A 21,241-nucleotide genomic window follows, 5' to 3' on the forward strand; every position below is an offset into this window, starting at 1 on the left:
ATGGACCTACTCATAAAATCAGCAAAAATTATCGACAAAAACAGTCCTTTTCACTTAAAAACCCAAGACGTCTTAATTGAAAAAGGAAAGGTTAGCACCATCGCTTCAAACATAAAAAACACTAAAAAAATAAAGGAAATTGCACTGGACAACCTTCATATTTCCATAGGTTGGTTTGACACAAGTGTTTCCTTTGGCGAACCTGGTTTTGAAGAACGCGAAACCATTGTTAACGGACTGAAAGTTGCCGCCAAAAGTGGTTTTACGGCAGTAGCGATGAATCCGAATACAAATCCAGTAATTGATAATAAATCTGCCGTGGAATTTTTGGTCAATAAAGCCAAAAGCAATATTGTGGATATGTTTCCGATTGCCAATTTGACACAACAAGCAAAAGGACAAGAACTGGCCGAACTATTTGACATGCACAAGTCTGGGGCTATTGCTTTTGGCGATTACAATAAGGCTGTTGACAATGCCAACTTGATGAAAATAGCCCTGCTCTATGCTCAAAATTTTGACGGATTGGTATTGAGCTTTCCCCAAAACAATTCATTGAGCAATCTTGGATCCGCCAACGAAGGTGCTACGAGTACAAAATTGGGACTAAAAGGTAATCCTGCCATAGCGGAAGAATTACAAATAGCCAGAGATTTGTTTTTACTGGAATATACCGGCGGTAAATTGCATATTCCAACCATTACTACCGAAAAATCGGTAAAATTAATTGCTGATGCCAAGAAAAAGGGATTGGATGTAACCTGTAGCGTTAGTGCACATCATTTGTTTTTGACCGATGACGAACTGAACGAATTTAACACCAATTATAAAGTTTCACCACCACTTAGAACTAAAAAAGATGTAAATTCACTTAAAAAGGGTATAATTGACGGTACTATTGACATAATTACCTCTGACCATAACCCGATTGATGTAGAAAATAAGAAAATTGAATTTGAAAATGCCATGGAAGGTAGCATTGGTCTTGAGAGTTTTTTTGGTGCCGTAAACGAAGTATTGCCATTAGAAAATTTAATTGATGGTATAACAAATAAGCCAAGAAAGCGTTTTAACATTGTAAATCCGACAATTGTGGAAGGTCAGATAGCAAACATTACGCTTTTCAACCCTGATGTTGAATATGAATTTACAGTAAAAAACATATTTTCAACCTCTAAAAACTCGGCTTTTTTAGGCAAACGATTAAAAGGAAAAGTCTATGGTATTTTTACCAACAATAAACTCGTAATCAATTAAAATTAATATATTTACAATCAATTAACTAAAACTAAATTTATGGAACAAAACACAATCGACGAGGGTAAAACGATGGCTATTATTGCTTATTTATTTGGCTTAGGTACATTAATTGCCTGGTTTATGAACAAAGATAAAAACAATGCTTTTGCCGCATTTCATATAAGACAAGGTGTAAAATTATTTATTCTTGGACTAATTATATGGGCAGTTTCCTTCGTTTTAATAATGGTAACTCAAATTGCTGCTGTTGGTTATTTAGGATGGATTACCTGGATTTTTGTTATTCTGGGAATTATGAATGCTGCTGGCGGTAAAATGAAACCGTTACCTATTATCGGAACCATAGGAGACTAATTAAACTTTTAAAAACAAAAAAATGGAACAAAACACAATCGACGAAGGCAAAACAATTGCGATAATAAGTTATTTAACTTTTATAGGTACTATTATAGCCTTTGTAATGAATAATGACAAAAAAAATGCGTTTGCCGCATTTCATATTCGTCAAATGGTAGGTTTAATAACTTTAGGTATAGCAATTAATCTTATTGTTAGGTTTTCTGGAATGCCGATGCTCGGTTTCTTGGGCTTATTTCCTATGATTTTATGGATAATAGGTTTAATTGGAGCTGTTCAAGGTCAAGAAAAAAAAGTACCTTTACTGGGAGATCAATTCCAAGAATGGTTTAAAGGTATTGGATAAAATAATTTAAAAATTTATATTTTTGAAGCCACGCTTTTAGCGTGGTTTTTATTTTAAATTATATACCAAAAATAGATGGATTTATCTTTAGAATATTTAGTCAGAAAACCAAAGTCCAATATTGAAAAACCTCCGCTACTCATAATGTTACATGGTTATGGAAGTAACGAACAAGACTTGTTTTCATTTGCCGATGAATTGCCAGATGAGTTGCTAATTATAAGTGCCAGAGCACCATTAAACATGGCTTATGGTGGTTATGCGTGGTACACCATTCATTTTGACAGTACCGATGGCAAATTTTCTGATACGGATGAAGCAATAAAATCAAGGGAAATCATAAGTAAGTTTATCGATGAAATTTTAGAGAAATACGATGTCAACCCTAAAAAGGTATTTTTGTTGGGCTTTAGCCAAGGCACCATTTTAAGTTATGCCGTAGCACTGAATTATCCAGAAAAAGTGCAGTATGTAGTCGGACTGAGCGGTTACATTAATCGTGAACTACTACCCAAAATCATATACAAAGAAGACTATAAAAATTTGGAAATTTATAGTTCGCATGGCAGCGTTGATCAGGTAATACCTGTGGAATGGGCCAGAAAAACAAAACCATTTTTAGATAAGTTAAATATCAAAAATAGCTATGAAGAATATCAAGTTGGGCACGGTGTTGCACCACAAAATTTTCATAGTTTAAAACAGTGGATTGAAGAAAGAAGCCTCACCCGGAATTAATTTTTATTAATTCCGACCTCTACAAAGGTGAGGTGTTCGAAATACCAATTATCATTTTACACTAATTAATTGTTTCTTTTTTTATTTTTAAAAATTTATTATAAAATGCTTAACTTGCTCAAACAAAGTTAGTAAGTTATGAAAAGATTAAACTTTTTGCTCTTAATTATTTTCTTAGTTTTATCTTGTAAAAAATCAGATGATGGTTTTGAGCAGCCAGAAGCTAAAACAACTACTTTTACCGTTATAGGCGATGTGCCTTATGGTGATACCCAACGCAATGGGCTTATTGGTTTAATTGAAAAACACAATGCACAAAATACCTCTGAATTTGTAGTTCATGTAGGTGATATAAAAAAGGGGGCAGATCCTTGTAATGAAGATGTTTTTAAAGATGTAAGTGCTATTTTAAAAAAAATAAAGATACCAACATTTATCATTTTAGGAGATAATGAATACAATGATTGTGACAATTCCGAACAAGCATTTGATTTGTGGAAATCTTACTTTTTAAAATTCAATGAAAATTGGATTTTTTCGCATAACGTAACCTATCAAAGTAATAGAACCGAAAATTTTAACTGGATACAAGAGAAAATATTATTTATAGGATTGAATATTGTTGGTAGCTCGGTACACGATGCCAACGAATGGGGAACTCGCTTAACGGAAAATGGTATGTGGGTAAAACAATTATTAGAAACACATAAGAATAATATTGATGCAACTGTAATATTTTCACATGCCAACATGGTTGAGGGTGGATCTGAAAAATTTAAACCTTTTACGGATTTATTTAGAGCAGCAGCAAAAGACTTTGACAAACCAGTTCTCATAATCAATGGTGATGGACATTTTTGGATTAAAAACAATCCTTGGCCAGAACAAAATATTACCCGTGTTCAAATAAATGGAGGTGCAGATGCTCTAAAAGTTTCCGTAAATACGGATTTAGAAAACCCTTTTTCATTTGATAATAGTTTTTTAGATTAAGAATCCGTATATTTATCACTATTGTCCGGTTAAATTTCGCTCCTGTGGAGCTTTATATCATTTTTACTCTTGCTCTTACAAAGATTACGCTCCGTTGGAGCTAAAAAATCCCGTAAGAATGAAATCTTTGTAACAAAACTATAACAAACAAAAACAAGCCCCAGAGGGATAACATCTTAAAAACACCTTATTTGCTAGGGGTTTGAAAAGTTTTTTAATAATTTTTATCAGGCAACAATATATATTTATCATTTAATAACACAAACTGAAAAATCCAGACCAATCAAATTTCGATACTATTATTATTGGCTCTGGTGTAGGTGGACTTTCCGCGGCTATTTGCTTGGCTAGGGCTGGACAAAAAGTCTTGGTTTTAGAACAACACGACGTACCTGGAGGATGGTGTCACAGCTTTTACCTGAACGGGTACCGTTTTACACCTGGCGTACATTATGTAGGTTTATTAGGTAAAGGAGAATCTACCAGAGAACTATATGAAGGTCTTGGTATTGCCAATGATTTGGTTTTTTACAGAATGAATCCCAACGGATTTGAACATTGTTGGATCGGCGAAGAGAGATTTGATTACCCAGCAAATCTTGATGAGTTTTCAACAGCACTTTCCAAACGTTTCCCTAAAGAAAAAAAGCAGATAAAAAAATACTTGACACTTGTTAAAAATGTAACCACGGAGCTGCAACTTATTCCAAAATTAAAAGGTTTTTGGCAACATTTAACGGTGCCTTACAGAACTAGGCACATGGGAAAGTATGCCCTTTTTAGCTTAAGAAGAGTGATGAATTGGCATATTAAAAATCCACTATTGCAAAAAATACTTAACGTACAGTTTGGGGATCATGGTTTACCACCTTCAAAAGCTCCATTCCCCTTGCATTGTGCCGTTATGGGTCACTATTTTAATGGTGGTTACTACCCTATGGGCGGTGGTGGTGCCATTGTAAAAGCCATGACCAATAAGATAAAAAAATATGGAAGCGAGGTAAAAACAAAACAAAGTGTAAAGTCTATATTGTTAGACGGCAACAAAATAAAAAAAGCTATTGGTGTTGAGCTTGAAAACGGACAAAAAATATATTCAGACAGAGTAATTTCAAATGCTGATCCGGGAATCACTTTTTTGAATCTGGTGGGAAAAGAAAATATTAGTGCTAAGCTTTTAAAGCGTCTCAATAAAACGAAATACTCTTGCACATCGTTAATGCTATTTTTAACCGTAGATATGGATGTTAAAAAAGCTGGGCTGGATTCCGGAAACATCTGGTTAATGCCCAATAGAAATATGGATGACTTATACGATGAAATGCAAAAAATTAATATTGCCGAAGGTGATGAATTCCCTGGTCTTTTTATTAGTTGCACCACTTTAAAAGACCCTGCAAGTTTTGATGGTAGATATCATACCATTGAAGCTATTACCTATATTAACCACAAAGCTTTTGATAAATATAAAGATGAAAAAGATGATGAAAGGTCAGCAGAATATATCGTATTTAAGGAACGATTAACAGAAAAAATTATAAATAGTTTAGAAAAAGTAGCACCTGGAATCAGCGATAATATTATACATAAAAATTTGGGAACACCTCTAACAAATGAATATTATATAAACACAACCAACGGCAATGTTTACGGCACGGAAAAGAGTTTTAGGCAAATTGGTCCTTTTGCTTACAAAGTGGAAACTGAAATTGAAAATCTTTATTTATGCGGTGCCAGTATTTTATCTCATGGCGTTGCAGGTGCAAGCTATTCGGGTGTTGAAACCGCTGCTAAAATTTTAGGATGCCGACAAGAGGATTTATTAAAATCGGACGATACTCAAAATATAAGGATTTATGAAGCAGAAGACAGTAGCAATTACCCAGAATGGATGCTGAAGAAAATTGAAGTGAAAAGAGTTAGGCAATTATTAAAACAAAATGAATCAATTACTTAGTGATTTGCTTTTAAATACTTAGTTTCAACCCATCATAAGCTAAAAACACATTTTCGGGCAATTGTTTTTGCACTTCTTCATGAAAACCCAATCTATGGCTGATATGTGTTAAGTATGCTTTTTTAGGTTGTAAATCCTCAATAAAATTAAGGGCATCTTCCAAATTCAAATGTGTTGGGTGCGGTTCAATTCTTAGGGCATTAATCACTAAAATATCCAAATTATTTAACTTTTCTTTTTCCTTATCCTCGATGGTTTTTAAATCTGTTAAATAGGCAAAATCATCAATTCTATATCCAAAAATAGGTATTTTCCCATGTATGTGTTCAACAGGTAAAACTTTTTTACTTCCCAATTCAAACGACTTATTTTCAACTACTTGAATACCGGCACTTGGAGCACCGGGATACCGATTTACCTTCGTGAAAATGTAATAAAACCGTTGTTCTAAATTGTCAATAATACGCTTCGGGACATATAAGGGGACATTGCCCATCTTATGGGAAAAAGGTCTAATATCATCTAATCCGGCAGTATGGTCGGCATGTTCATGAGTAAATAAAATACCGTTTATTGTATCTACATGTGCTCTCAACATTTGTTGTCTGAAATCTGGCCCACAATCTATAACAAACCGATACGAATCCCATTCTAGCATTATAGAACTACGCAACCTTTTATCTTTTGGGTCATCTGATAAACAAACTGGATGATTACTCCCTATAATAGGTATTCCTTGAGATGTACCCGTACCCAAAAAAGTAATGTTCATATCAAATCTTTTTACAAAAATAACGTTTAAAATTTAACAATTAAATGTATAGTTATTACATTTGTAAAACTAAATAATCTTAAATGTCAGTTACTTTAAAAGGCGATAAGGAAATTGCGAATATTCCCTCAATTAAAAGGAAATCTTTAAAGATAAATCTTAACGATAATATTTACGGAACTTTTTCTGAAATAGGTGCGGGTCAAGAAACCGTGCGGAATTTCTTTAGAGCTGGTGGAGCCTCTGGTACTATTGCCAAAGCTATGTCCGCGTATGACAAAGATTTTTCCGATGCTATTTATGGTGTAGAACCTGACAACAGATATGTAACCCAACCTCGATTAAAGCGAATGCTAACTCATGAAATTGAGTTGATGGAAGATAGGTTGAGCCGGTCTAAACATCCTGAAAAACTCTTTTTTTCGTATGCCAATACGGTCGCTACTATAGATTTTGCCAAGAAATTTAAAGGCCATGGATGGGTCGGTATAAAATTTCAATTAGATCCTTTAGAAGATTATAATGAAATTGTACTACACATTCGTTTTAAACAGACCGATGCCCGTTTACAACAAGAAACGTTAGGTGTATTGGGTGTGAATCTCATTTTTGGAGCATTTTACATGAACGATAGGCCTAAAGAATTACTAAAATCTTTCTATGATAATTTGGATAAAGACCAAATTGAAATAGATATGATTAATTTTTCTGGGCCTCGTTTTATGTATGTGGACAATAGATTGATGAGCTTACAGTTGGTAAAAAACGGAATGACAGATGCAGTAATGTTCGGTCCCGACGGAAACAATTTACTGCCAGCTCAGGTTCTTTACAAAAAAAATATTTTAGCGTTGCGTGGAAGTTTTAGACCCGTTACCAAGGTTAATATGGATATGTTTAAAAATGCTCAAGAAATGTTCTTGAACGAAAAAACGGTATCTGAAGAAAATGCTAAAATTATTTTTGAGATTACCTTGGCAAACTTAAGAGCAGAAGGTGAAATAAATGAACGCGACTTCTTGGATAGAGCGGAATTGCTTTGTTCTTTAGGCCAAAACGTAATGATTACCAATTTTCAAGAATATTACAAACTTGTTGAATATTTCGCTCAATTTACCAAAGCTAGAATGGCATTGGCAATGGGTGTGTACAACTTGGTTCAGATTTTTGATGAAAAATATTATCGTCATTTGAGTGGTGGAATTCTTGAAGCCTTTGGCAAATTATTTTTTAAAGATTTAAAAGTATATCTATATCCTTTAAAAGATCAGGATACCGGTGAATTTATCACTAGCGAAACGTTGAAAGTGCATCCACGTATGAAAGAATTGTATAAGTTCTTTAAGTACAATGGAAAAATGTTGGATATTAAAAACTTCAATCCCGATATTTTGGATATTTTTTCCAGAAATGTATTACAAATGATTGCTGCTGGTGAAGAAGGCTGGGAAGAAATGATACCCGACCGTGTAGCTGAACTTATTAAAGACCATCGTTTGTTTGGTTATTCAAGTAGGAAGTTTGCAAAACATAACAAGTAAGAAATTACATTGACACTCCTAAAGGCTCCTCAAGGGGATAAAATTCTTCAAAACAAATTTTAAAAATCTGATTGTCCGGAATGTGACATAATCGCTTCGTCATGCTGAACTCGTTTCAACATCTCATTATTAGAAAACATCCAAGATATTTTAGACCCTGAAACAAGTTCAGGGTGACGGTTACAGGATATTATTACTGAATACAGATATGTAAATTAAAACTTTCCAAAGTTTTGTTCCATCCAATCCTTGTAGGCAGTTTCTAAAGCAGCAACTTTTTCGGGATATTTTTCCGCAAGGTTAACCCTTTCTCCAGGATCATTTTTAAGATCAAACAATTTTAATGCTAAATCGTCAGCGATCGGTTTTATATATAAATTTGAAGGTCGGCTCTTCCAGTGATTTTCATTGGTATTGGTCAGTTTCCAATCACCTTTACGTACCGCCCAGGTTTTTTGCCATTTCCATACCAACAAACGGTCTTTTTCAGGTTTCAATAAATTAATACCATCAATGGTATTATCATTTAATTGTACTCCAGAAGCATCTAGTAAAGTTGGCATTATATCTAATGCAGATACATATTCATTCTCTACTTTTCCTCCATCTATTTTACCCGGCCAACTCATGGCCATAGGCACTCTAATTCCACCTTCCCAAATAGAATATTTTCCAGCGGTAAGCGGTGCATTATTTGCACCGTTTAAGGGTGTACCCCCGTTATCTGAAACAAAAACAATAATGGTGTTTTTATCTAAATTTTCAGATTCCAACACATCTAAAACACGACCAATATTATCATCCAAGCAATTGAGATTTGCCAAATAATATTTTCGTAAATCCTCATCTTGTATAGCTCCTAAACGAGAATATTTATCATAGTAAGCAGAGTATGTACCCGCTTCATGCTTCCCATAAGCCAATAAACTGTCCGGATCATAATTAGGTATGGGCTTTACATTGTATTTATCTAAATACTTTTGAGGTACTTGATGTATTAAATGATGAACAGAATTATAGGCCAAGGTCAAGAAAAAAGGTTCGTCTTTTTTACGTTTTATAAAATCTATGGCCTCATCGGTAAAAATATCCGTTAAATAACCCTCATCATAGCTTTTTTCGCCCATATTGTGCATTAAAGGACCTAGCAACGCACTAGTTCCATAAGGATCAGGGGTTCTATCTTTAATTTCTTTTGAATTTAACCAGTAATCATGGGCGTGGGCGGAAAATCCTAAAAATTCGTCGTAACCATGATTTAAGGGATATTCCCTAACATCATTTCTATGAAATTTTTGTCCCAAATCGTTCTTCCCAATCCTTGAAGTGGCATACCCCACTTCTTTCAAATATTCAGGCAAAGTCTTTACGCTGTCAGGTAAACCTGGCCCCCAACTGGCAGGCTTGTCCCATCTAAATTGATTTTTCCCGGTTATAAGTGCAGCTCTTGACGGACTGCAAACCGGTGCCGTAGTATATGCCTGTGTAAATACCATGCCAGCATTCGCAATTCTAGACATATTTGGTGTGGTAATATCTTCGCTACTATTATCAAAAGGTTCAAAATCGGCATAGCCTTGGTCGTCAACCACAATCAATAAAATATTTGGTTTTTTAACAGTGGCTTCTTCTTTCGCTTTTTCATTTTTACAGGCAAAAGCTAGAAGCAATACTGGAACTAATAATAATTTTTTCATCTGTTTAAAGTTTTAGATTATTTTATTCGATATATGATTTTGGACTTAACTAATATCTTAAAAAAAGCTATTAAAAATAAAATTCAAGAATAAAAGAATTACTATTATCGAAAATATTAAAATTACAAGTTTCGCAACTTGCTTTTTATTTCTGTTCATTTTAATTTTTGGGTTCATCTTATATAAAATTTAGGTTGGTTGCTTTAAAAATAAAATAATCAATGGGATTACTTATATAATTTGTGCGGCATGGTCTTTAGTTTTTACTTTTGTGATTATATTTTCAATTATACCCTCTTCGTCAATAATAAAAGTGGTTCGGTATATGCCATCAAATTCCCTTCCCATAAATTTTTTGGGTCCCCAAACTTTATAGGAATCGATAACTGTTCTGTCAACATCAGCTAATAACGGAAAAGGTAGTGAGTTTTTCTTTATGAAGTTTCCTTGTTTTCTCGCTGTATCAGCACTAACACCCAATAACTTGTAACCTTTTTCTTTTAAAGTTGCATAATTATCCCGCAAATTACAAACCTCATCTGTACACCCTGGTGTGTTTGCCCTTGGGTAAAAAAACAAAACTAATTTCTCGCCTTTATAATCACTTAACTTTATTGTTTTTCCCGTTTGATCTTTGGCTTCAAATTCTGGTGCCTTATCCCCTACCTTTAATGTTGTCATTATTGTTACTTTTGTTTAAAATTTAATTTTACCAAAGCTAATTAAAAATGACCAAAAAAGAAAGTGTTGATTTTGTAATTGAAACCTTAGAGAAATTATATCCAAATCCTCCAATACCTTTGGTACATAAAGACCCTTATACGTTGTTGATCTCTGTTTTGCTTTCTGCACAAAGCACTGATGCTAGGGTAAATACCATTACTCCCCTCCTATTTGAAAAAGCAGATAATCCGTATGATATGGTTAAGTTATCCGTTGATGAAATTAGGGAAATTATAAAACCTGTAGGGCTTTCGCCAATGAAATCAAAAGGGATTTATGGTTTGTCACAGATATTAATTGACAAGCACAATGGAAAAGTTCCTCAAAATTTTGAAGACCTTGAAGCATTGCCAGCCGTTGGACACAAGACAGCCTCTGTGGTTATGAGCCAGGCATTTAATATTCCTTCTTTTCCTGTTGATACACACATACATAGGCTAATGTATCGATGGAATTTAAGTTCTGGAAAAAACGTGGTACAAACAGAAAAAGATGCGAAACGATTATTTCCAAAAGAGACTTGGAATAAATTGCATTTACAAATTATTTATTATGGTAGAGAGTATTCTCCTGCCCGAGGATGGGATTTGGAGAAAGATATTATTACGAAAACTATTGGTAGAAAAAGTGTTCTTAGTGCCTATTACAAAAAATAAAAAAAGGCTTGTAATTTCTTACAAGCCTTTTCCTTTTAATTCAAATTAAACAAAATTTGTTCGTCTTTCTCATTTTTAACTACTTCAATTGATTTGGAGTAATTTAAGATAAACGAGATCGTACTTTTTTTGGGGGTGAATTGCTTATTCAGCAATTCCTCAGTGTAAATTTTCTTCATATATACTAAAATTAAGTGTTAGGGTTGAGTATATAACGAAGAAAAATTTACATTATTGTTAATTGGTTAAAACTATTTTATTTTTTTCAATAATTTTTCTCAAATTAATCAAAGCATATCGCATTCTACCTAAGGCAGTATTAATGCTAACCCCTGTGTTTTCAGAGATTTCCTTAAAACTCATGTCTCTGTAAATACGCATAATCAATACTTCTTTTTGATCTTCAGGTAACTCTTCAATTATCCTTCTAACATCAAAATGTATTTGATTTTTAATAATTTCCTTCTCAGCATTCAGAGAAGAATCACTTAAAACAGAAAAAATATCAAATTCTTCCGTGTTCTTAAATGAAGGCATTCTGTTGCTCTTTCTAAAATGGTCAATAACCAAGTTATGCGAAATTCTCATTACCCAAGGTAAGAATTTACCTTCCTCGTTGTAGTTACCTAATTTTAAAGTTCTGATTACTTTGATAAAAGCATCTTGGAAAATATCTTCTGCGATATCTCTGTCCAATACTTTTGAATAAATAAAACTGTAGATTTTTTGTTTGTGACGACCAACTAAGATTTCTAATGATCTTTCACTACCGTTAATGTAGTTCCTTACTAAGACGCTATCGTCTAATTTTTGTTTTTGCATAATTCCCTTTTTGGTTAATGAAGCTATGAGACTTCGTTAATTAATTTTAAAAAGTAGAACTATACTATAAGCGTTAATTTTTTTAGTTAAGGGGAAACTAGTTCCTAATATTTATGTTCAATTGGTTAGACTGAACGGGGCAAATATAATGACAAACTTTTTAATAAAACAAACTTTTTTTAAAAATATTTTATACTGCCCTATATTTTTTTTACAAAAATAAGTCACTATCTTTGTCGCTATTTCATATTTTAAAGGGCTTCCGTGAAGATAGACAACTTAGATCCAAAAGTGCAAATAATTATAAAAAAAGCTGCATTGCATAACTTAAAAGATGTAAATGTGGCCATTCCGAGAAATAAATTGGTGGTAATTACCGGTTTATCCGGCTCGGGAAAATCGAGTTTAGCATTCGATACTTTGTACGCCGAAGGGCAACGGAGATATGTGGAAAGTCTTTCTTCTTATGCAAGACAATTTTTAGGTAAATTGAATAAACCTAAAGTAGAATATATAAAAGGTATTGCCCCAGCTATTGCCATCGAGCAAAAGGTCAACAGTACCAATCCGCGTTCTACAGTAGGTACTTCTACTGAAATTTATGATTATTTAAAGTTGTTATTTGCCAGAATTGGCAGGACCTATTCACCAGTTTCTGGTAATGAAGTCAAAAAAAATACAGTTGCCGATGTTATTGACCATATTAAAAAATATGATGAAAAGAGCAAGTTATTACTATTGGCACCTCTAACTATAGATAATGGCAGAACCTTAAAAAAGGTACTTCAGATTTTAGAACAACAGGGGTATGCCAGAATAAAAGTTGACAATGAAATTATAAGAATCAATGATTTTAAACCCAAAGACCAAAAAGAATTCCAATTGGTCGTAGATAGGATTGTTGTACAAGATAATGAGGATTTCTACAACAGATTGGCTGATGCCATTGAAACTGCTTTTTTTGAGGGCAAGGGCGAGTGTATCATTGAAGATCTGTCCAACAACAAACAACATGTTTTTAATAATAAGTTTGAATTGGACGGCATGTCTTTTTTAGAGCCCAATACACATTTATTCAGTTTTAACAATCCGTATGGAGCATGCCCCACTTGCGAAGGTTATGGAAATGTTATCGGTATCGACGAGGATTTAGTGATACCAAACACGGCTTTATCTATTTATGATGATGCTATTGTACCATGGCGGACCGATTCTTTTTTAGAATATAAAGAAGCGTTGATTGACAATGCTTATAAGTTCGATTTCCCAATTCACAAACCATATTTTGAATTGACGGATGACCAAAAGCAATTACTTTGGGATGGAAACAAATATTTTCATGGATTAAATACTTTCTTCAAGCATATTGAAGAAAAAACTTATAAAATCCAATATCGTGTAATGCTTTCACGGTATCGTGGCAAAACTAAATGTACAACCTGTCACGGAAAACGATTACGTAAAGAAACATCCTATATAAAGATTAGTAATACCACAATTACCGATTTGGTCAATTTACCTATTAATGAAGTACTTGACTTTTTTCAGGGACTAAAACTATCTGAACATGATTTTAATATTGCCAAAAGATTATTAAAAGAAATTAATAACCGTTTGCAGTTTTTGTCAGATGTAGGGTTGAACTATTTAAGTTTAAATCGTGCATCAAATACTCTTTCGGGTGGTGAAAGCCAACGGATTAATCTGGCAACTTCGTTAGGAAGTAGCTTGGTAGGTTCCATGTATATTTTGGATGAGCCTAGTATTGGCTTACATTCCAAAGATACCGAACGCTTAATCAAAGTTTTAAGAGGATTGCGTGATTTAGGCAATACCGTAATTGTAGTAGAGCATGATGAAGATATTATGAAAGCTGCCGATTACATTATTGATATTGGTCCCGAAGCGGGAACTTTTGGTGGCGAATTGGTGGCTTATGGTACTTATAAGGAAATTTTAAAAGCGGATACCTTAACGGCCAATTACCTAACGGGAAAATTAAAAATAGAAGTCCCGACAAAAAGACGAAAAGCCACGGATTTTATAAAAGTAATTGGGGCTAGAGAACATAATCTGAAAAATATTGATGTTCAATTCCCTCTAAATACCTTAACCGTTATTACTGGTGTTTCAGGAAGTGGAAAAAGTACTTTAGTCAAAAACATTTTGTACCCAGCCTTACAGAAGAAATTGTTCAATTACGGTGAAAAACCCGGTCAGTTTACCAGTATTGAAGGCGATTTTTCTACTATAAAAAGTGTAGAGTTTATAGATCAAAATCCGATTGGACGATCAAGTAGATCGAATCCAGTTACCTATATAAAGGTATATGATGATATTAGAGCCTTATTTACCCAACAAAAATTATCGAAAATAAGAGGGTACAAAGCCAAACATTTTTCATTTAATGTGGATGGCGGCCGATGCGAAACCTGCAAAGGTGAAGGCGAAGTAACCATTAGCATGCAATTTATGGCAGATGTGCATTTACCTTGCGAGACTTGTAAGGGCAAACGTTTTAAAAAGGAAATTTTAGAAGTAAACTTTGAGGATAAGTCAATTTCTGATGTGTTGGAAATGACCATTGACGAAGCCACGGCATTTTTTAAACAGCACGGACAAAAAAAAATCGTTACCAAATTAAAACCTTTACAAGATGTTGGTTTGGGTTATGTCCAATTGGGACAGGCCTCTTCTACCCTTTCGGGCGGTGAAGCACAGCGTATAAAACTCGCTTCGTTTTTAGTTAAAGGCACTACAAAAGATAAAGTCCTCTTTATTTTTGACGAACCCACAACTGGATTACATTTTCACGACATTAAAAAACTATTGGCCTCATTTAATGCCCTAATAGAAAAAGGACATACCATAGTGGTAATAGAACATAATATTGACCTAATAAAATGTGCTGATTATATTATTGACCTTGGTAAAGATGGCGGAAAAACGGGTGGTAATCTATTGTTCCAAGGATTGCCCGAGGATTTGGTTAACGTTAAGAATTCTTATACAGCTACTTATTTAAAAGAAAAGTTGAATTAAAATTCTAGAATTTTAATTCAACTTTTCTTTATTTATATCTATTAGTAAATAACCGAATCAATCCAGGCATTAGCCTTTGAGACCCTAGCAAGTGCCATAACCGCAGTATATTTAATCTCTCTGTTTAATGCCCCAGAAACTATACCTACCAAAACAAACCCACCATTATCTTCCATAAATACGCCGCCGCCGCTATCTCCTTTTGACCCTCCAATTTCCATGTCAAGGGGAATAGGAGAACCAAAATGATTGAATTCATTGTTCTCAGGGTTATCAAAATCGCATACCATAACACTAGTAGTGAATTCTCTATTTTCAAAAGAACCGCCAATTGCATCCACTACATTTTGTCCACCTAGTTTTTCTTGTTTTCTGGGATTGTCCATACCTACTTTTCCATTACCAATAAATCCATATCCCACTTTAGTAATTGTTTGTCCCAACTCTTTATCACCGTAATATCGAATTGCCGGTTTTATGTCCAAAACAGGGTTTTCAAGTTCTATCAAGGCCATATCACACCCTATCCATTGGGTTTCTTGAGCATCTGGTTTTAATTCTGGGTGTCTAACTATTCTTTTTGTTTTATAAAAATTGTTACCAAATTTCCATACAGAAGAGTCCTGCACAAAGTGTGCTGCAGTTAACACCCATTTTGGGGCTATTAATACACCTACTGCGTAGTCTTTACTTTCTTCAGATTCAGAATATCGACCAACACAATCAAACTCATTACGATTACCAACTTCTCTATATTTTTCAATAGAGACATCATGTCTGATGATTCCCATAAAATTTGAAGAACTAAAACTAAGTAGTATTAAACTAATTGTAGCTATTAATAGAATGTTTACTTTTTTCATTTTTATTTGTTTTAAAAATTGATTACTAAATTTTATTTGTTAATTTGATATTTATGATATGGAAAAGGTTACAAATAATTAATTTTTTTTAAATTCTGTAACCTTTTATAGAATACACGTATCCTATTGACAATAATTTAAACTTAAAACAAAAGAAACATGAAATTACTAGGACCATCTTTAGTAATTGTTGTATTACTAGCAACGGTAGCATTTACGATTTACTATCTTATTAAAACCAGGCATATAGAGCAAATGGCCAAAATTGAAAGTGGTATAATTGATAAAGAAATTAAAAATTATGGGAATATCTTATTGAATTTAGCCATACTTTTTTTCTCCTTAGCCGCAGGAATTTTTGTTTCTTATATGTTTTCTGCCAATACCAACATCCCTGATTATGTAATTATCCCAGGCTTTCTGCTACTTTTTGGTGGCATCGGTTTTCTTATCTCTTATTTTGTAAACAAAAAGAAGAGCAGTTGAATTCTGAATCGGACTTAGTTCATATAAATAAAGTACTCTCTGGAGATAAAGACGCTTTTCGCTATTTTATTAGAACCTATCAAGAAATGGCATTTTCCATAGCTATATCTATGGTAAAAAATGAATTTAACGCGAATGATGTGGTTCAAAATTCATTTATAAGAGCTTATAAAGGACTGCGTTCCTATAGGTCTGACGCTAAGTTTTCCACTTGGTTATATAAAATAGTTGTAAACGAAGCATTAAAATTTTTAAAGAAAAATAAAATATCTAAAGAATTTATTACTTTTATGGATGACCCCATTGATTATTCAAGCACGTTTAATGAAGCCGTAAATAAGTTTGAACTAAATGATAAACAAATGGAAATTAAAAAAACATTGAACTTAATGAAACCGAATGAAGCATTGCTTTTAAAATTACACTACTTACATGAAGAGTCTATTTTAGAAATAGAGAAAATTACCGGTTTTACAAAGTCAAACATAAAAGTATTACTTCATAGAGCAAGAAAAAGTTTCCTTGCTTTATCAGTTCAACATAATAATTTTTAAAATGGATACAACAGAAAAAAACATAAAGAAACTATTAATCAACAATAACGAATTAAAAAGCATTGATGTCAATCTAGAAGACAACATCATGGACAAAATAAATAGCCAAAAAGATTATAAAGTCATTTTAGTAAAAACCAAACGGAAGGCTAAAGTAGGAATTTTTATAAGCTTGTTACTTTTCGTCGTTTATGGAATTGTAACTTACGTTGAGCTATTAGCGTCTAATAGCTATGGTAAAGCCAATTTAACCAACTTTTACCCTACTCTCTTTGCGTCCCTAGTTGTAATAGTGGTCTATATTGAAATTACGTTTGGTGTTGTTGTATTCAGAAAGAGTTTACCCAACTAAAAACATCAATTATTCACTATTTTTGCCTTTAAGAAGTTTAAGGCGTTTTTTTACTCCTTCTTCACCTGCTTACCATCAATTACTGCTTGTAAATTCTCTTTTGCCAATACAAAATCATCTTGCAGTTCAACCGCTTTTTGAAAACTTATTTTGGCGGCATCCATTTTATCTTGCTCAAATTCAATCAATCCTTTTAAATTCGATATTGCGGCTAACAACGCTACTTGTTGTTGATAATTTTTATTTACGGCATAGCTCACTTTTATTTCACCAGTATCTTTAAGTTCTTGTGCTTTTTGTACCGCTTTATAAGCTTCATCATATTTTTTCATGGCAAAATACAAATTTGCCAATTTATAGGCATGGTAATTATTTCCTGACTTTACGGTTAATTTGGCATAAGATTGTGCCGCTTTATCAAAAGCTCCCATATTTTCCAAAGAGATGGCTTGCATTTCTAAAACTTCTTGTTTATTTCCATCTTTACTTAATATATCAGTACAAACCATAAAACAAGAGGCAAATTTTCTATCGTTAAAATACAAATAGGCCAAGCTATCTTTATAGGTACTGTTATCACCTTCTTTGGCAATAATATCGTACATACTTTTCTTTGCAACATCAGCATCCGCATAACGCATAGCTTGTTTTAACACTGCTTTATCTAAACTTGTATCGGTACTGTTTTGTGCATAAATAGTAGCAATGGCTAAAAAGGCACTAAGGGTAATGTAAAAATTTTTCATAGTTAATTATTTTTCGGGTGGTTGCAAATTTATTGAAATTTATCTTAATAAAAACTTAAAGTTTAATAGTTATTGGTCGTTAGTCGGTGGTCGGTGGATTTTTAGTATTGAGACAAGAGATTTGTAGTTAGTGGTTAGTGGTTAGTGGTTAGTGGTTAGTGGTTAGTGGTTAGTGGTTAGTGGTTAGTGGTTAGTGGAATTTAAAAAACAAATTTCAAGCATCAAATAACAAATAAATTCCAAAAATAAAATTCCAATGATCACAAGTTACAGGTTAGAAAAATGACCTAATAACCCAATAACTAAAAAAGATTACTCTTTTCAGAGAAACCTTTTACTTGGGTGGAAGACCCGCCTCCGTAAACTTCGAACGGGCAGGTGGGGCTTCCCAATAGTTATTTTCTACGTCATTCCTTTACCTTGAATATATACATCGGGACAGGCTTCTCGCCCCATAAATTGGAAACGATAAAAATTTGGCATAAAAAAAAGAGTTGATTAATAAAAATCAACTCTTTGGGTGGAAGATGGGGCTCGAACCCACGACCCTCGGTACCACAAACCGATGCTCTAACCAACTGAGCTACAACCACCATTTACAATTTTGATGCTCTAACCTCCCGATAGCTATCGAGATGAGCAACAATATTTGAACCTGCCTAAGTGGCAAATCGAGTGCAAATATAATCTATTTGTAATCTTCTTCAAATAAAAAATGAAAAATTTGTAACTTTTAGCACATTTTATTCTACTAACTAATATGGTGATAAATCGTATCCTTCAGAAATGAAAACGTTATTAAAAATAGTGTTCTTTTTAAGTTGTTTAATTTCCTGTCAATCAAACGATAGCAATTCTGATTTAAATTTAAATCATTTAAAATACTTTGGTTTTACTTTAATTGATGTGGGTTGGGACGATCCTTTAGATGCAGAACCCAAAACAAATTATCTTGATGAAATTGCTGATTTTTCCAATATAGCCGATTTATTGGTCATCAATCCAAATGACAATATTATAAGTAGGCTAAACAAGATGGAAAGTTATGACATCAAAACCGTTTTACACTTACATGAAATTTTCTTTGAACAAACAGGCACTAATAGTCAAAGCGGTACTGAATATAACTTAAGAAGTGATTATAAAAACCGTTGGAATATTTTTTTAGAAACCAATGACTTACAGAATAATATTGACAAAATCCAGGCTTTTTATATTGGTGAAGAACCCACTTGGAACGGTATTTCGTTTAACGAACTAAAGTCAGCCACAGATTATGTTAAAGCAACAATTCCTGTAATTCCAATTTTAATGATAGAGGCTTCTGTTATTTTGCACGAATTAGAAATTCCGAATTCGGTAGATTGGGTCGGTTTTGACCATTACTTTATAAAAGATCCTAAAAACAACAGTCAATTCTTAAAAGAACTGTCTTTATTAAAATCTAAATTGGTAAATGAAAACCAAAAGTTAGTATTGGTAATGGACACTCATTTTATAAAGGAAATCCATCAAGGTATTTACGGAATATCTCAAAACGATATGGAAGCTGTTGCCGATAGTTACTACGAATTGGCAAAAACCGAAGAAAAAGTTATTGCTCTAATTGGATATACTTGGCCTGGTGGGTTTGACACTTCTGAAGCACTCGGTGCCAGACAATTGCCAGAAGATGTAAAAGAGACATATATAAGAATTGGAAAAGAAATAATAAAGAAAAATTAAAACTTATAATACTATGAAATCTAAAATATTGAACTTATCACTTTTTATTTTGATTATTAGCTGTGCAAAGCCAACCAATAGCGATGAGTTTATAGAGAACGTGACTGGAAGGTATTTATATACTTCAGATCAGGTAATTGAGGTTTATTTTAAGGATAAAGTACTATTGATGAATTGGAAAGGAATAAAAGATATAGAACCTATGAAATTAGGTGACGATGTGTTTTTTGTAAAAGAAATGAACGAGAAAGTTATGTTTAAAACCAATCCTAAAAACCAACAAAAATATTTGGTGCTAGTACCCAAAGAAGATGGTGCAAAAATTGAATATAACTTTAAAAAACTTAAAGAAGGTGAATTAATACCGAGTGAATATTTAGCCAATAATGAATATGAAAAAGCGTTGAAAGGTTATTTGGCAATAAAAGAAAAGGACTCCTTAGATGTTGCCATCAACGAAAGGGAAATGAATTCATTGGGGTATTATCATCTTCGTAGCGACAATTTTGAACAAGCATTAAACATTTTTAAAATAAATGCAGCTCTGCACCCGTATAGTTATAATGTGTATGATAGTTTGGCTGAAGCCTATCTTAAAAGTGGAGACACACTTCAGGCTATAGTCAATTACAAAAAAGCATTGGTTTACGATTCTGGAAATGAGAGAATAAAAAGAACTATTAATGAATTGGAGGTAAAGTAAAAGCTGGGTAGTAGCAAATGGCAGTAAAAATTATTTAATCTCAAAAAAATGTGCTTATTAAAAATCGATTACATGATTAAATCAAGGCATCTAAATTATCAATAGCTACATAACGTTCTACCGTAAAACCTTCTCCGTAATCAGTACCTATTAACCTTCCTAAATCTTTGGCCCTATATTCAACACTTTCAAAAAAATTTTTGGTAGCTATAGGTGAAATTGGCTCATTGCTATTCGGATTATAAAACTGAGAAGAGTAAGCCTTAATAGCTTCTATTTTTTTATTGATAAATCCAGTTACATCAACCATAAAATCGGGTTCAATATTTTTCCATTGTATGTAATGATAGACATGTTGGGGTCGCCAAGCTTCTTGGTTTTTTCCATCCAATTTTGTTTCAATCTTTCGTAAACCCGATAAAAAGCAGGCATCACTGACCAACTTACTACCTTTGCCGTGGTCTATATGCCTATCGTCAATAGCATTGCACAAAACGATTTTTGGCTGATACTTTCTAATAACTTTTATGACTTCTAGTTGATGTAATTTATCATTTACAAAAAACGCATCGTCAAACCTCAAATTTTCTCGCACCTCAACTTTTAAAATTTTTGCGGCGTTGGCAGCTTCTTTGTCTCGTATTTCAGCCGAACCACGGGTTCCCAGTTCACCTCTGGTCAAATCTAAAATACCCACTTTTTTTCCGAGGGAGATTTCTTTGGCCAAAGTTGCCCCACAGCCCAATTCAACATCATCTGGGTGCGAACCAACGGCAAGTATATCTAATTTCATATGTATTTATAATAGTATTCAAAGATACTAAAGTATTTTTAACAAAAATTTAAATGGCCACATTAGTAACTGCCTGAATTTTAACATATTTTTGGCATTTGCCTTTGGATACATC

The 21,241-nt window shown here is 33.3% G+C and carries 21 protein-coding genes and 1 tRNA gene; 14 read left to right on the top strand and 8 right to left on the bottom strand.

The genetic code is table 11. From position 1 onward, the window contains the following. From UMM65_RS10170 to UMM65_RS10195, 6 genes are all read left to right on the top strand, one after another. On the top strand, positions 1-1,257 hold the full coding sequence (locus UMM65_RS10170) for a dihydroorotase (protein WP_321976408.1): 1,257 nt from the start codon (positions 1-3) through the stop codon (positions 1,255-1,257). Positions 1,258-1,296: 39 nt separating this feature from the next. Further along, positions 1,297-1,614: a hypothetical protein gene (locus UMM65_RS10175; protein WP_321976410.1), complete on the top strand. Its 318-nt coding sequence runs from the start codon at positions 1,297-1,299 to the stop codon at positions 1,612-1,614. Between the two features lie 22 nt (positions 1,615-1,636). After that, positions 1,637-1,963, top strand: a complete 327-nt coding sequence (locus UMM65_RS10180) for a DUF4870 domain-containing protein (protein WP_321976411.1) — start codon at positions 1,637-1,639, stop codon at positions 1,961-1,963. A gap of 75 nt (positions 1,964-2,038) precedes the next feature. Then, positions 2,039-2,701 (top strand): alpha/beta hydrolase, encoded by a 663-nt coding sequence (locus tag UMM65_RS10185; RefSeq protein ID WP_321976412.1) that lies wholly within the window; start codon positions 2,039-2,041, stop codon positions 2,699-2,701. A 138-nt stretch (positions 2,702-2,839) separates the two neighbouring features. After that, positions 2,840-3,694: a metallophosphoesterase gene (locus UMM65_RS10190; protein WP_321976413.1), complete on the top strand. Its 855-nt coding sequence runs from the start codon at positions 2,840-2,842 to the stop codon at positions 3,692-3,694. A gap of 304 nt (positions 3,695-3,998) precedes the next feature. Beyond that, on the top strand, positions 3,999-5,651 hold the full coding sequence (locus UMM65_RS10195; protein ID WP_321976437.1) for a phytoene desaturase family protein: 1,653 nt from the start codon (positions 3,999-4,001) through the stop codon (positions 5,649-5,651). 10 nt (positions 5,652-5,661) lie between these two features. Here the strand turns inward: UMM65_RS10195 and UMM65_RS10200 are convergent, their stop codons facing one another. Next, the gene (locus UMM65_RS10200) at positions 5,662-6,423 is read right to left on the bottom strand and encodes an MBL fold metallo-hydrolase (protein WP_321976414.1); all 762 of its coding nucleotides are present in this window, start codon (positions 6,421-6,423) and stop codon (positions 5,662-5,664) included. Positions 6,424-6,506: 83 nt separating this feature from the next. Here UMM65_RS10200 and UMM65_RS10205 point away from each other — a divergent pair, with 83 nt between their 5' ends. After that, the gene (locus UMM65_RS10205; RefSeq protein ID WP_321976415.1) at positions 6,507-7,964 is read left to right on the top strand and encodes a TonB-dependent receptor; all 1,458 of its coding nucleotides are present in this window, start codon (positions 6,507-6,509) and stop codon (positions 7,962-7,964) included. Positions 7,965-8,179: 215 nt separating this feature from the next. Here UMM65_RS10205 and UMM65_RS10210 read toward each other — a convergent pair whose 3' ends face one another. Further along, a complete protein-coding gene (locus UMM65_RS10210; RefSeq protein WP_321976417.1) occupies positions 8,180-9,661 on the bottom strand; it encodes a sulfatase family protein in 1,482 nt (493 codons plus the stop codon). A gap of 231 nt (positions 9,662-9,892) precedes the next feature. Further along, positions 9,893-10,342, bottom strand: coding sequence for a thioredoxin-dependent thiol peroxidase (bcp, locus tag UMM65_RS10215; RefSeq protein WP_321976418.1), 450 nt, complete (start codon positions 10,340-10,342; stop codon positions 9,893-9,895). A 47-nt stretch (positions 10,343-10,389) separates the two neighbouring features. Here bcp and UMM65_RS10220 point away from each other — a divergent pair, with 47 nt between their 5' ends. Then, positions 10,390-11,040 (top strand): endonuclease III domain-containing protein, encoded by a 651-nt coding sequence (locus UMM65_RS10220; protein WP_321976419.1) that lies wholly within the window; start codon positions 10,390-10,392, stop codon positions 11,038-11,040. A 237-nt stretch (positions 11,041-11,277) separates the two neighbouring features. On the opposite strand, the gene UMM65_RS10225 is transcribed toward UMM65_RS10220, so the two are convergent. Further along, a complete protein-coding gene (locus tag UMM65_RS10225) occupies positions 11,278-11,862 on the bottom strand; it encodes an RNA polymerase sigma factor (protein ID WP_321976420.1) in 585 nt (194 codons plus the stop codon). 264 nt (positions 11,863-12,126) lie between these two features. Between UMM65_RS10225 and uvrA the strand changes: the two genes are divergently transcribed. After that, on the top strand, positions 12,127-14,904 hold the full coding sequence (gene uvrA, locus UMM65_RS10230; RefSeq protein ID WP_321976421.1) for an excinuclease ABC subunit UvrA: 2,778 nt from the start codon (positions 12,127-12,129) through the stop codon (positions 14,902-14,904). Positions 14,905-14,945: 41 nt separating this feature from the next. Here uvrA and UMM65_RS10235 read toward each other — a convergent pair whose 3' ends face one another. After that, positions 14,946-15,767 carry a trypsin-like serine protease gene (locus UMM65_RS10235; protein ID WP_321976422.1) on the bottom strand — a complete coding sequence of 274 codons (822 nt, stop codon included), beginning with the start codon at positions 15,765-15,767 and terminating at the stop codon, positions 14,946-14,948. Positions 15,768-15,926: 159 nt separating this feature from the next. On the opposite strand from UMM65_RS10235, the gene UMM65_RS10240 reads away from it, so the two are divergent. Genes UMM65_RS10240 through UMM65_RS10250 form a run of 3 tightly spaced genes read left to right on the top strand, consistent with a single transcriptional unit; the run spans position 15,927 to position 17,159 of the window. Continuing rightward, a complete protein-coding gene (locus UMM65_RS10240; protein ID WP_321976423.1) occupies positions 15,927-16,253 on the top strand; it encodes a DUF6249 domain-containing protein in 327 nt (108 codons plus the stop codon). Beyond that, positions 16,250-16,807 carry an RNA polymerase sigma factor gene (locus tag UMM65_RS10245; protein ID WP_321976424.1) on the top strand — a complete coding sequence of 186 codons (558 nt, stop codon included), beginning with the start codon at positions 16,250-16,252 and terminating at the stop codon, positions 16,805-16,807. Before UMM65_RS10240 ends, UMM65_RS10245 begins: the two co-directional genes overlap by 4 nt. Position 16,808: 1 nt before the next feature. Next, entirely contained in the window at positions 16,809-17,159 is a 351-nt protein-coding gene (locus UMM65_RS10250) for a hypothetical protein (protein ID WP_321976426.1), read from the top strand. Between the two features lie 50 nt (positions 17,160-17,209). On the opposite strand, the gene UMM65_RS10255 is transcribed toward UMM65_RS10250, so the two are convergent. Next, positions 17,210-17,905 (bottom strand): hypothetical protein, encoded by a 696-nt coding sequence (locus UMM65_RS10255; protein WP_321976427.1) that lies wholly within the window; start codon positions 17,903-17,905, stop codon positions 17,210-17,212. 518 nt (positions 17,906-18,423) lie between these two features. Next, a tRNA-His gene (locus tag UMM65_RS10260) sits at positions 18,424-18,499 on the bottom strand. Between the two features lie 192 nt (positions 18,500-18,691). Here UMM65_RS10260 and UMM65_RS10265 point away from each other — a divergent pair. Then, a complete protein-coding gene (locus UMM65_RS10265; RefSeq protein ID WP_321976428.1) occupies positions 18,692-19,630 on the top strand; it encodes a hypothetical protein in 939 nt (312 codons plus the stop codon). 13 nt (positions 19,631-19,643) lie between these two features. Continuing rightward, positions 19,644-20,333 (top strand): tetratricopeptide repeat protein, encoded by a 690-nt coding sequence (locus tag UMM65_RS10270; protein ID WP_321976429.1) that lies wholly within the window; start codon positions 19,644-19,646, stop codon positions 20,331-20,333. Positions 20,334-20,409: 76 nt separating this feature from the next. Here UMM65_RS10270 and bshB1 read toward each other — a convergent pair whose 3' ends face one another. After that, the gene (bshB1, locus tag UMM65_RS10275; RefSeq protein WP_321976430.1) at positions 20,410-21,126 is read right to left on the bottom strand and encodes a bacillithiol biosynthesis deacetylase BshB1; all 717 of its coding nucleotides are present in this window, start codon (positions 21,124-21,126) and stop codon (positions 20,410-20,412) included. Between the last annotated feature and the right edge of the window lie 115 nt (positions 21,127-21,241).

Source organism: Aureibaculum koreense (assembly GCF_034296135.1).
Lineage (GTDB): Bacteria > Bacteroidota > Bacteroidia > Flavobacteriales > Flavobacteriaceae > Aureibaculum.

Excerpts from the sequence above, each read along its gene's own strand:
- UMM65_RS10170 (WP_321976408.1), top strand. The coding sequence starts at position 1 with ATGGACCTACTCATAAAATCAGCAAAAATTATCGACAAAAACAGTCCT.
- UMM65_RS10175 (WP_321976410.1), top strand. The coding sequence starts at position 1,297 with ATGGAACAAAACACAATCGACGAGGGTAAAACGATGGCTATTATTGCT.
- UMM65_RS10180 (WP_321976411.1), top strand. The coding sequence starts at position 1,637 with ATGGAACAAAACACAATCGACGAAGGCAAAACAATTGCGATAATAAGT.
- UMM65_RS10185 (WP_321976412.1), top strand. The coding sequence starts at position 2,039 with ATGGATTTATCTTTAGAATATTTAGTCAGAAAACCAAAGTCCAATATT.
- UMM65_RS10190 (WP_321976413.1), top strand. The coding sequence starts at position 2,840 with ATGAAAAGATTAAACTTTTTGCTCTTAATTATTTTCTTAGTTTTATCT.
- UMM65_RS10200 (WP_321976414.1), bottom strand. The coding sequence starts at position 6,423 with ATGAACATTACTTTTTTGGGTACGGGTACATCTCAAGGAATACCTATT.
- UMM65_RS10205 (WP_321976415.1), top strand. The coding sequence starts at position 6,507 with ATGTCAGTTACTTTAAAAGGCGATAAGGAAATTGCGAATATTCCCTCA.
- UMM65_RS10210 (WP_321976417.1), bottom strand. The coding sequence starts at position 9,661 with ATGAAAAAATTATTATTAGTTCCAGTATTGCTTCTAGCTTTTGCCTGT.
- bcp (WP_321976418.1), bottom strand. The coding sequence starts at position 10,342 with ATGACAACATTAAAGGTAGGGGATAAGGCACCAGAATTTGAAGCCAAA.
- UMM65_RS10220 (WP_321976419.1), top strand. The coding sequence starts at position 10,390 with ATGACCAAAAAAGAAAGTGTTGATTTTGTAATTGAAACCTTAGAGAAA.
- UMM65_RS10225 (WP_321976420.1), bottom strand. The coding sequence starts at position 11,862 with ATGCAAAAACAAAAATTAGACGATAGCGTCTTAGTAAGGAACTACATT.
- UMM65_RS10235 (WP_321976422.1), bottom strand. The coding sequence starts at position 15,767 with ATGAAAAAAGTAAACATTCTATTAATAGCTACAATTAGTTTAATACTA.
- UMM65_RS10240 (WP_321976423.1), top strand. The coding sequence starts at position 15,927 with ATGAAATTACTAGGACCATCTTTAGTAATTGTTGTATTACTAGCAACG.
- UMM65_RS10250 (WP_321976426.1), top strand. The coding sequence starts at position 16,809 with ATGGATACAACAGAAAAAAACATAAAGAAACTATTAATCAACAATAAC.
- UMM65_RS10255 (WP_321976427.1), bottom strand. The coding sequence starts at position 17,905 with ATGAAAAATTTTTACATTACCCTTAGTGCCTTTTTAGCCATTGCTACT.
- UMM65_RS10265 (WP_321976428.1), top strand. The coding sequence starts at position 18,692 with ATGAAAACGTTATTAAAAATAGTGTTCTTTTTAAGTTGTTTAATTTCC.
- UMM65_RS10270 (WP_321976429.1), top strand. The coding sequence starts at position 19,644 with ATGAAATCTAAAATATTGAACTTATCACTTTTTATTTTGATTATTAGC.
- bshB1 (WP_321976430.1), bottom strand. The coding sequence starts at position 21,126 with ATGAAATTAGATATACTTGCCGTTGGTTCGCACCCAGATGATGTTGAA.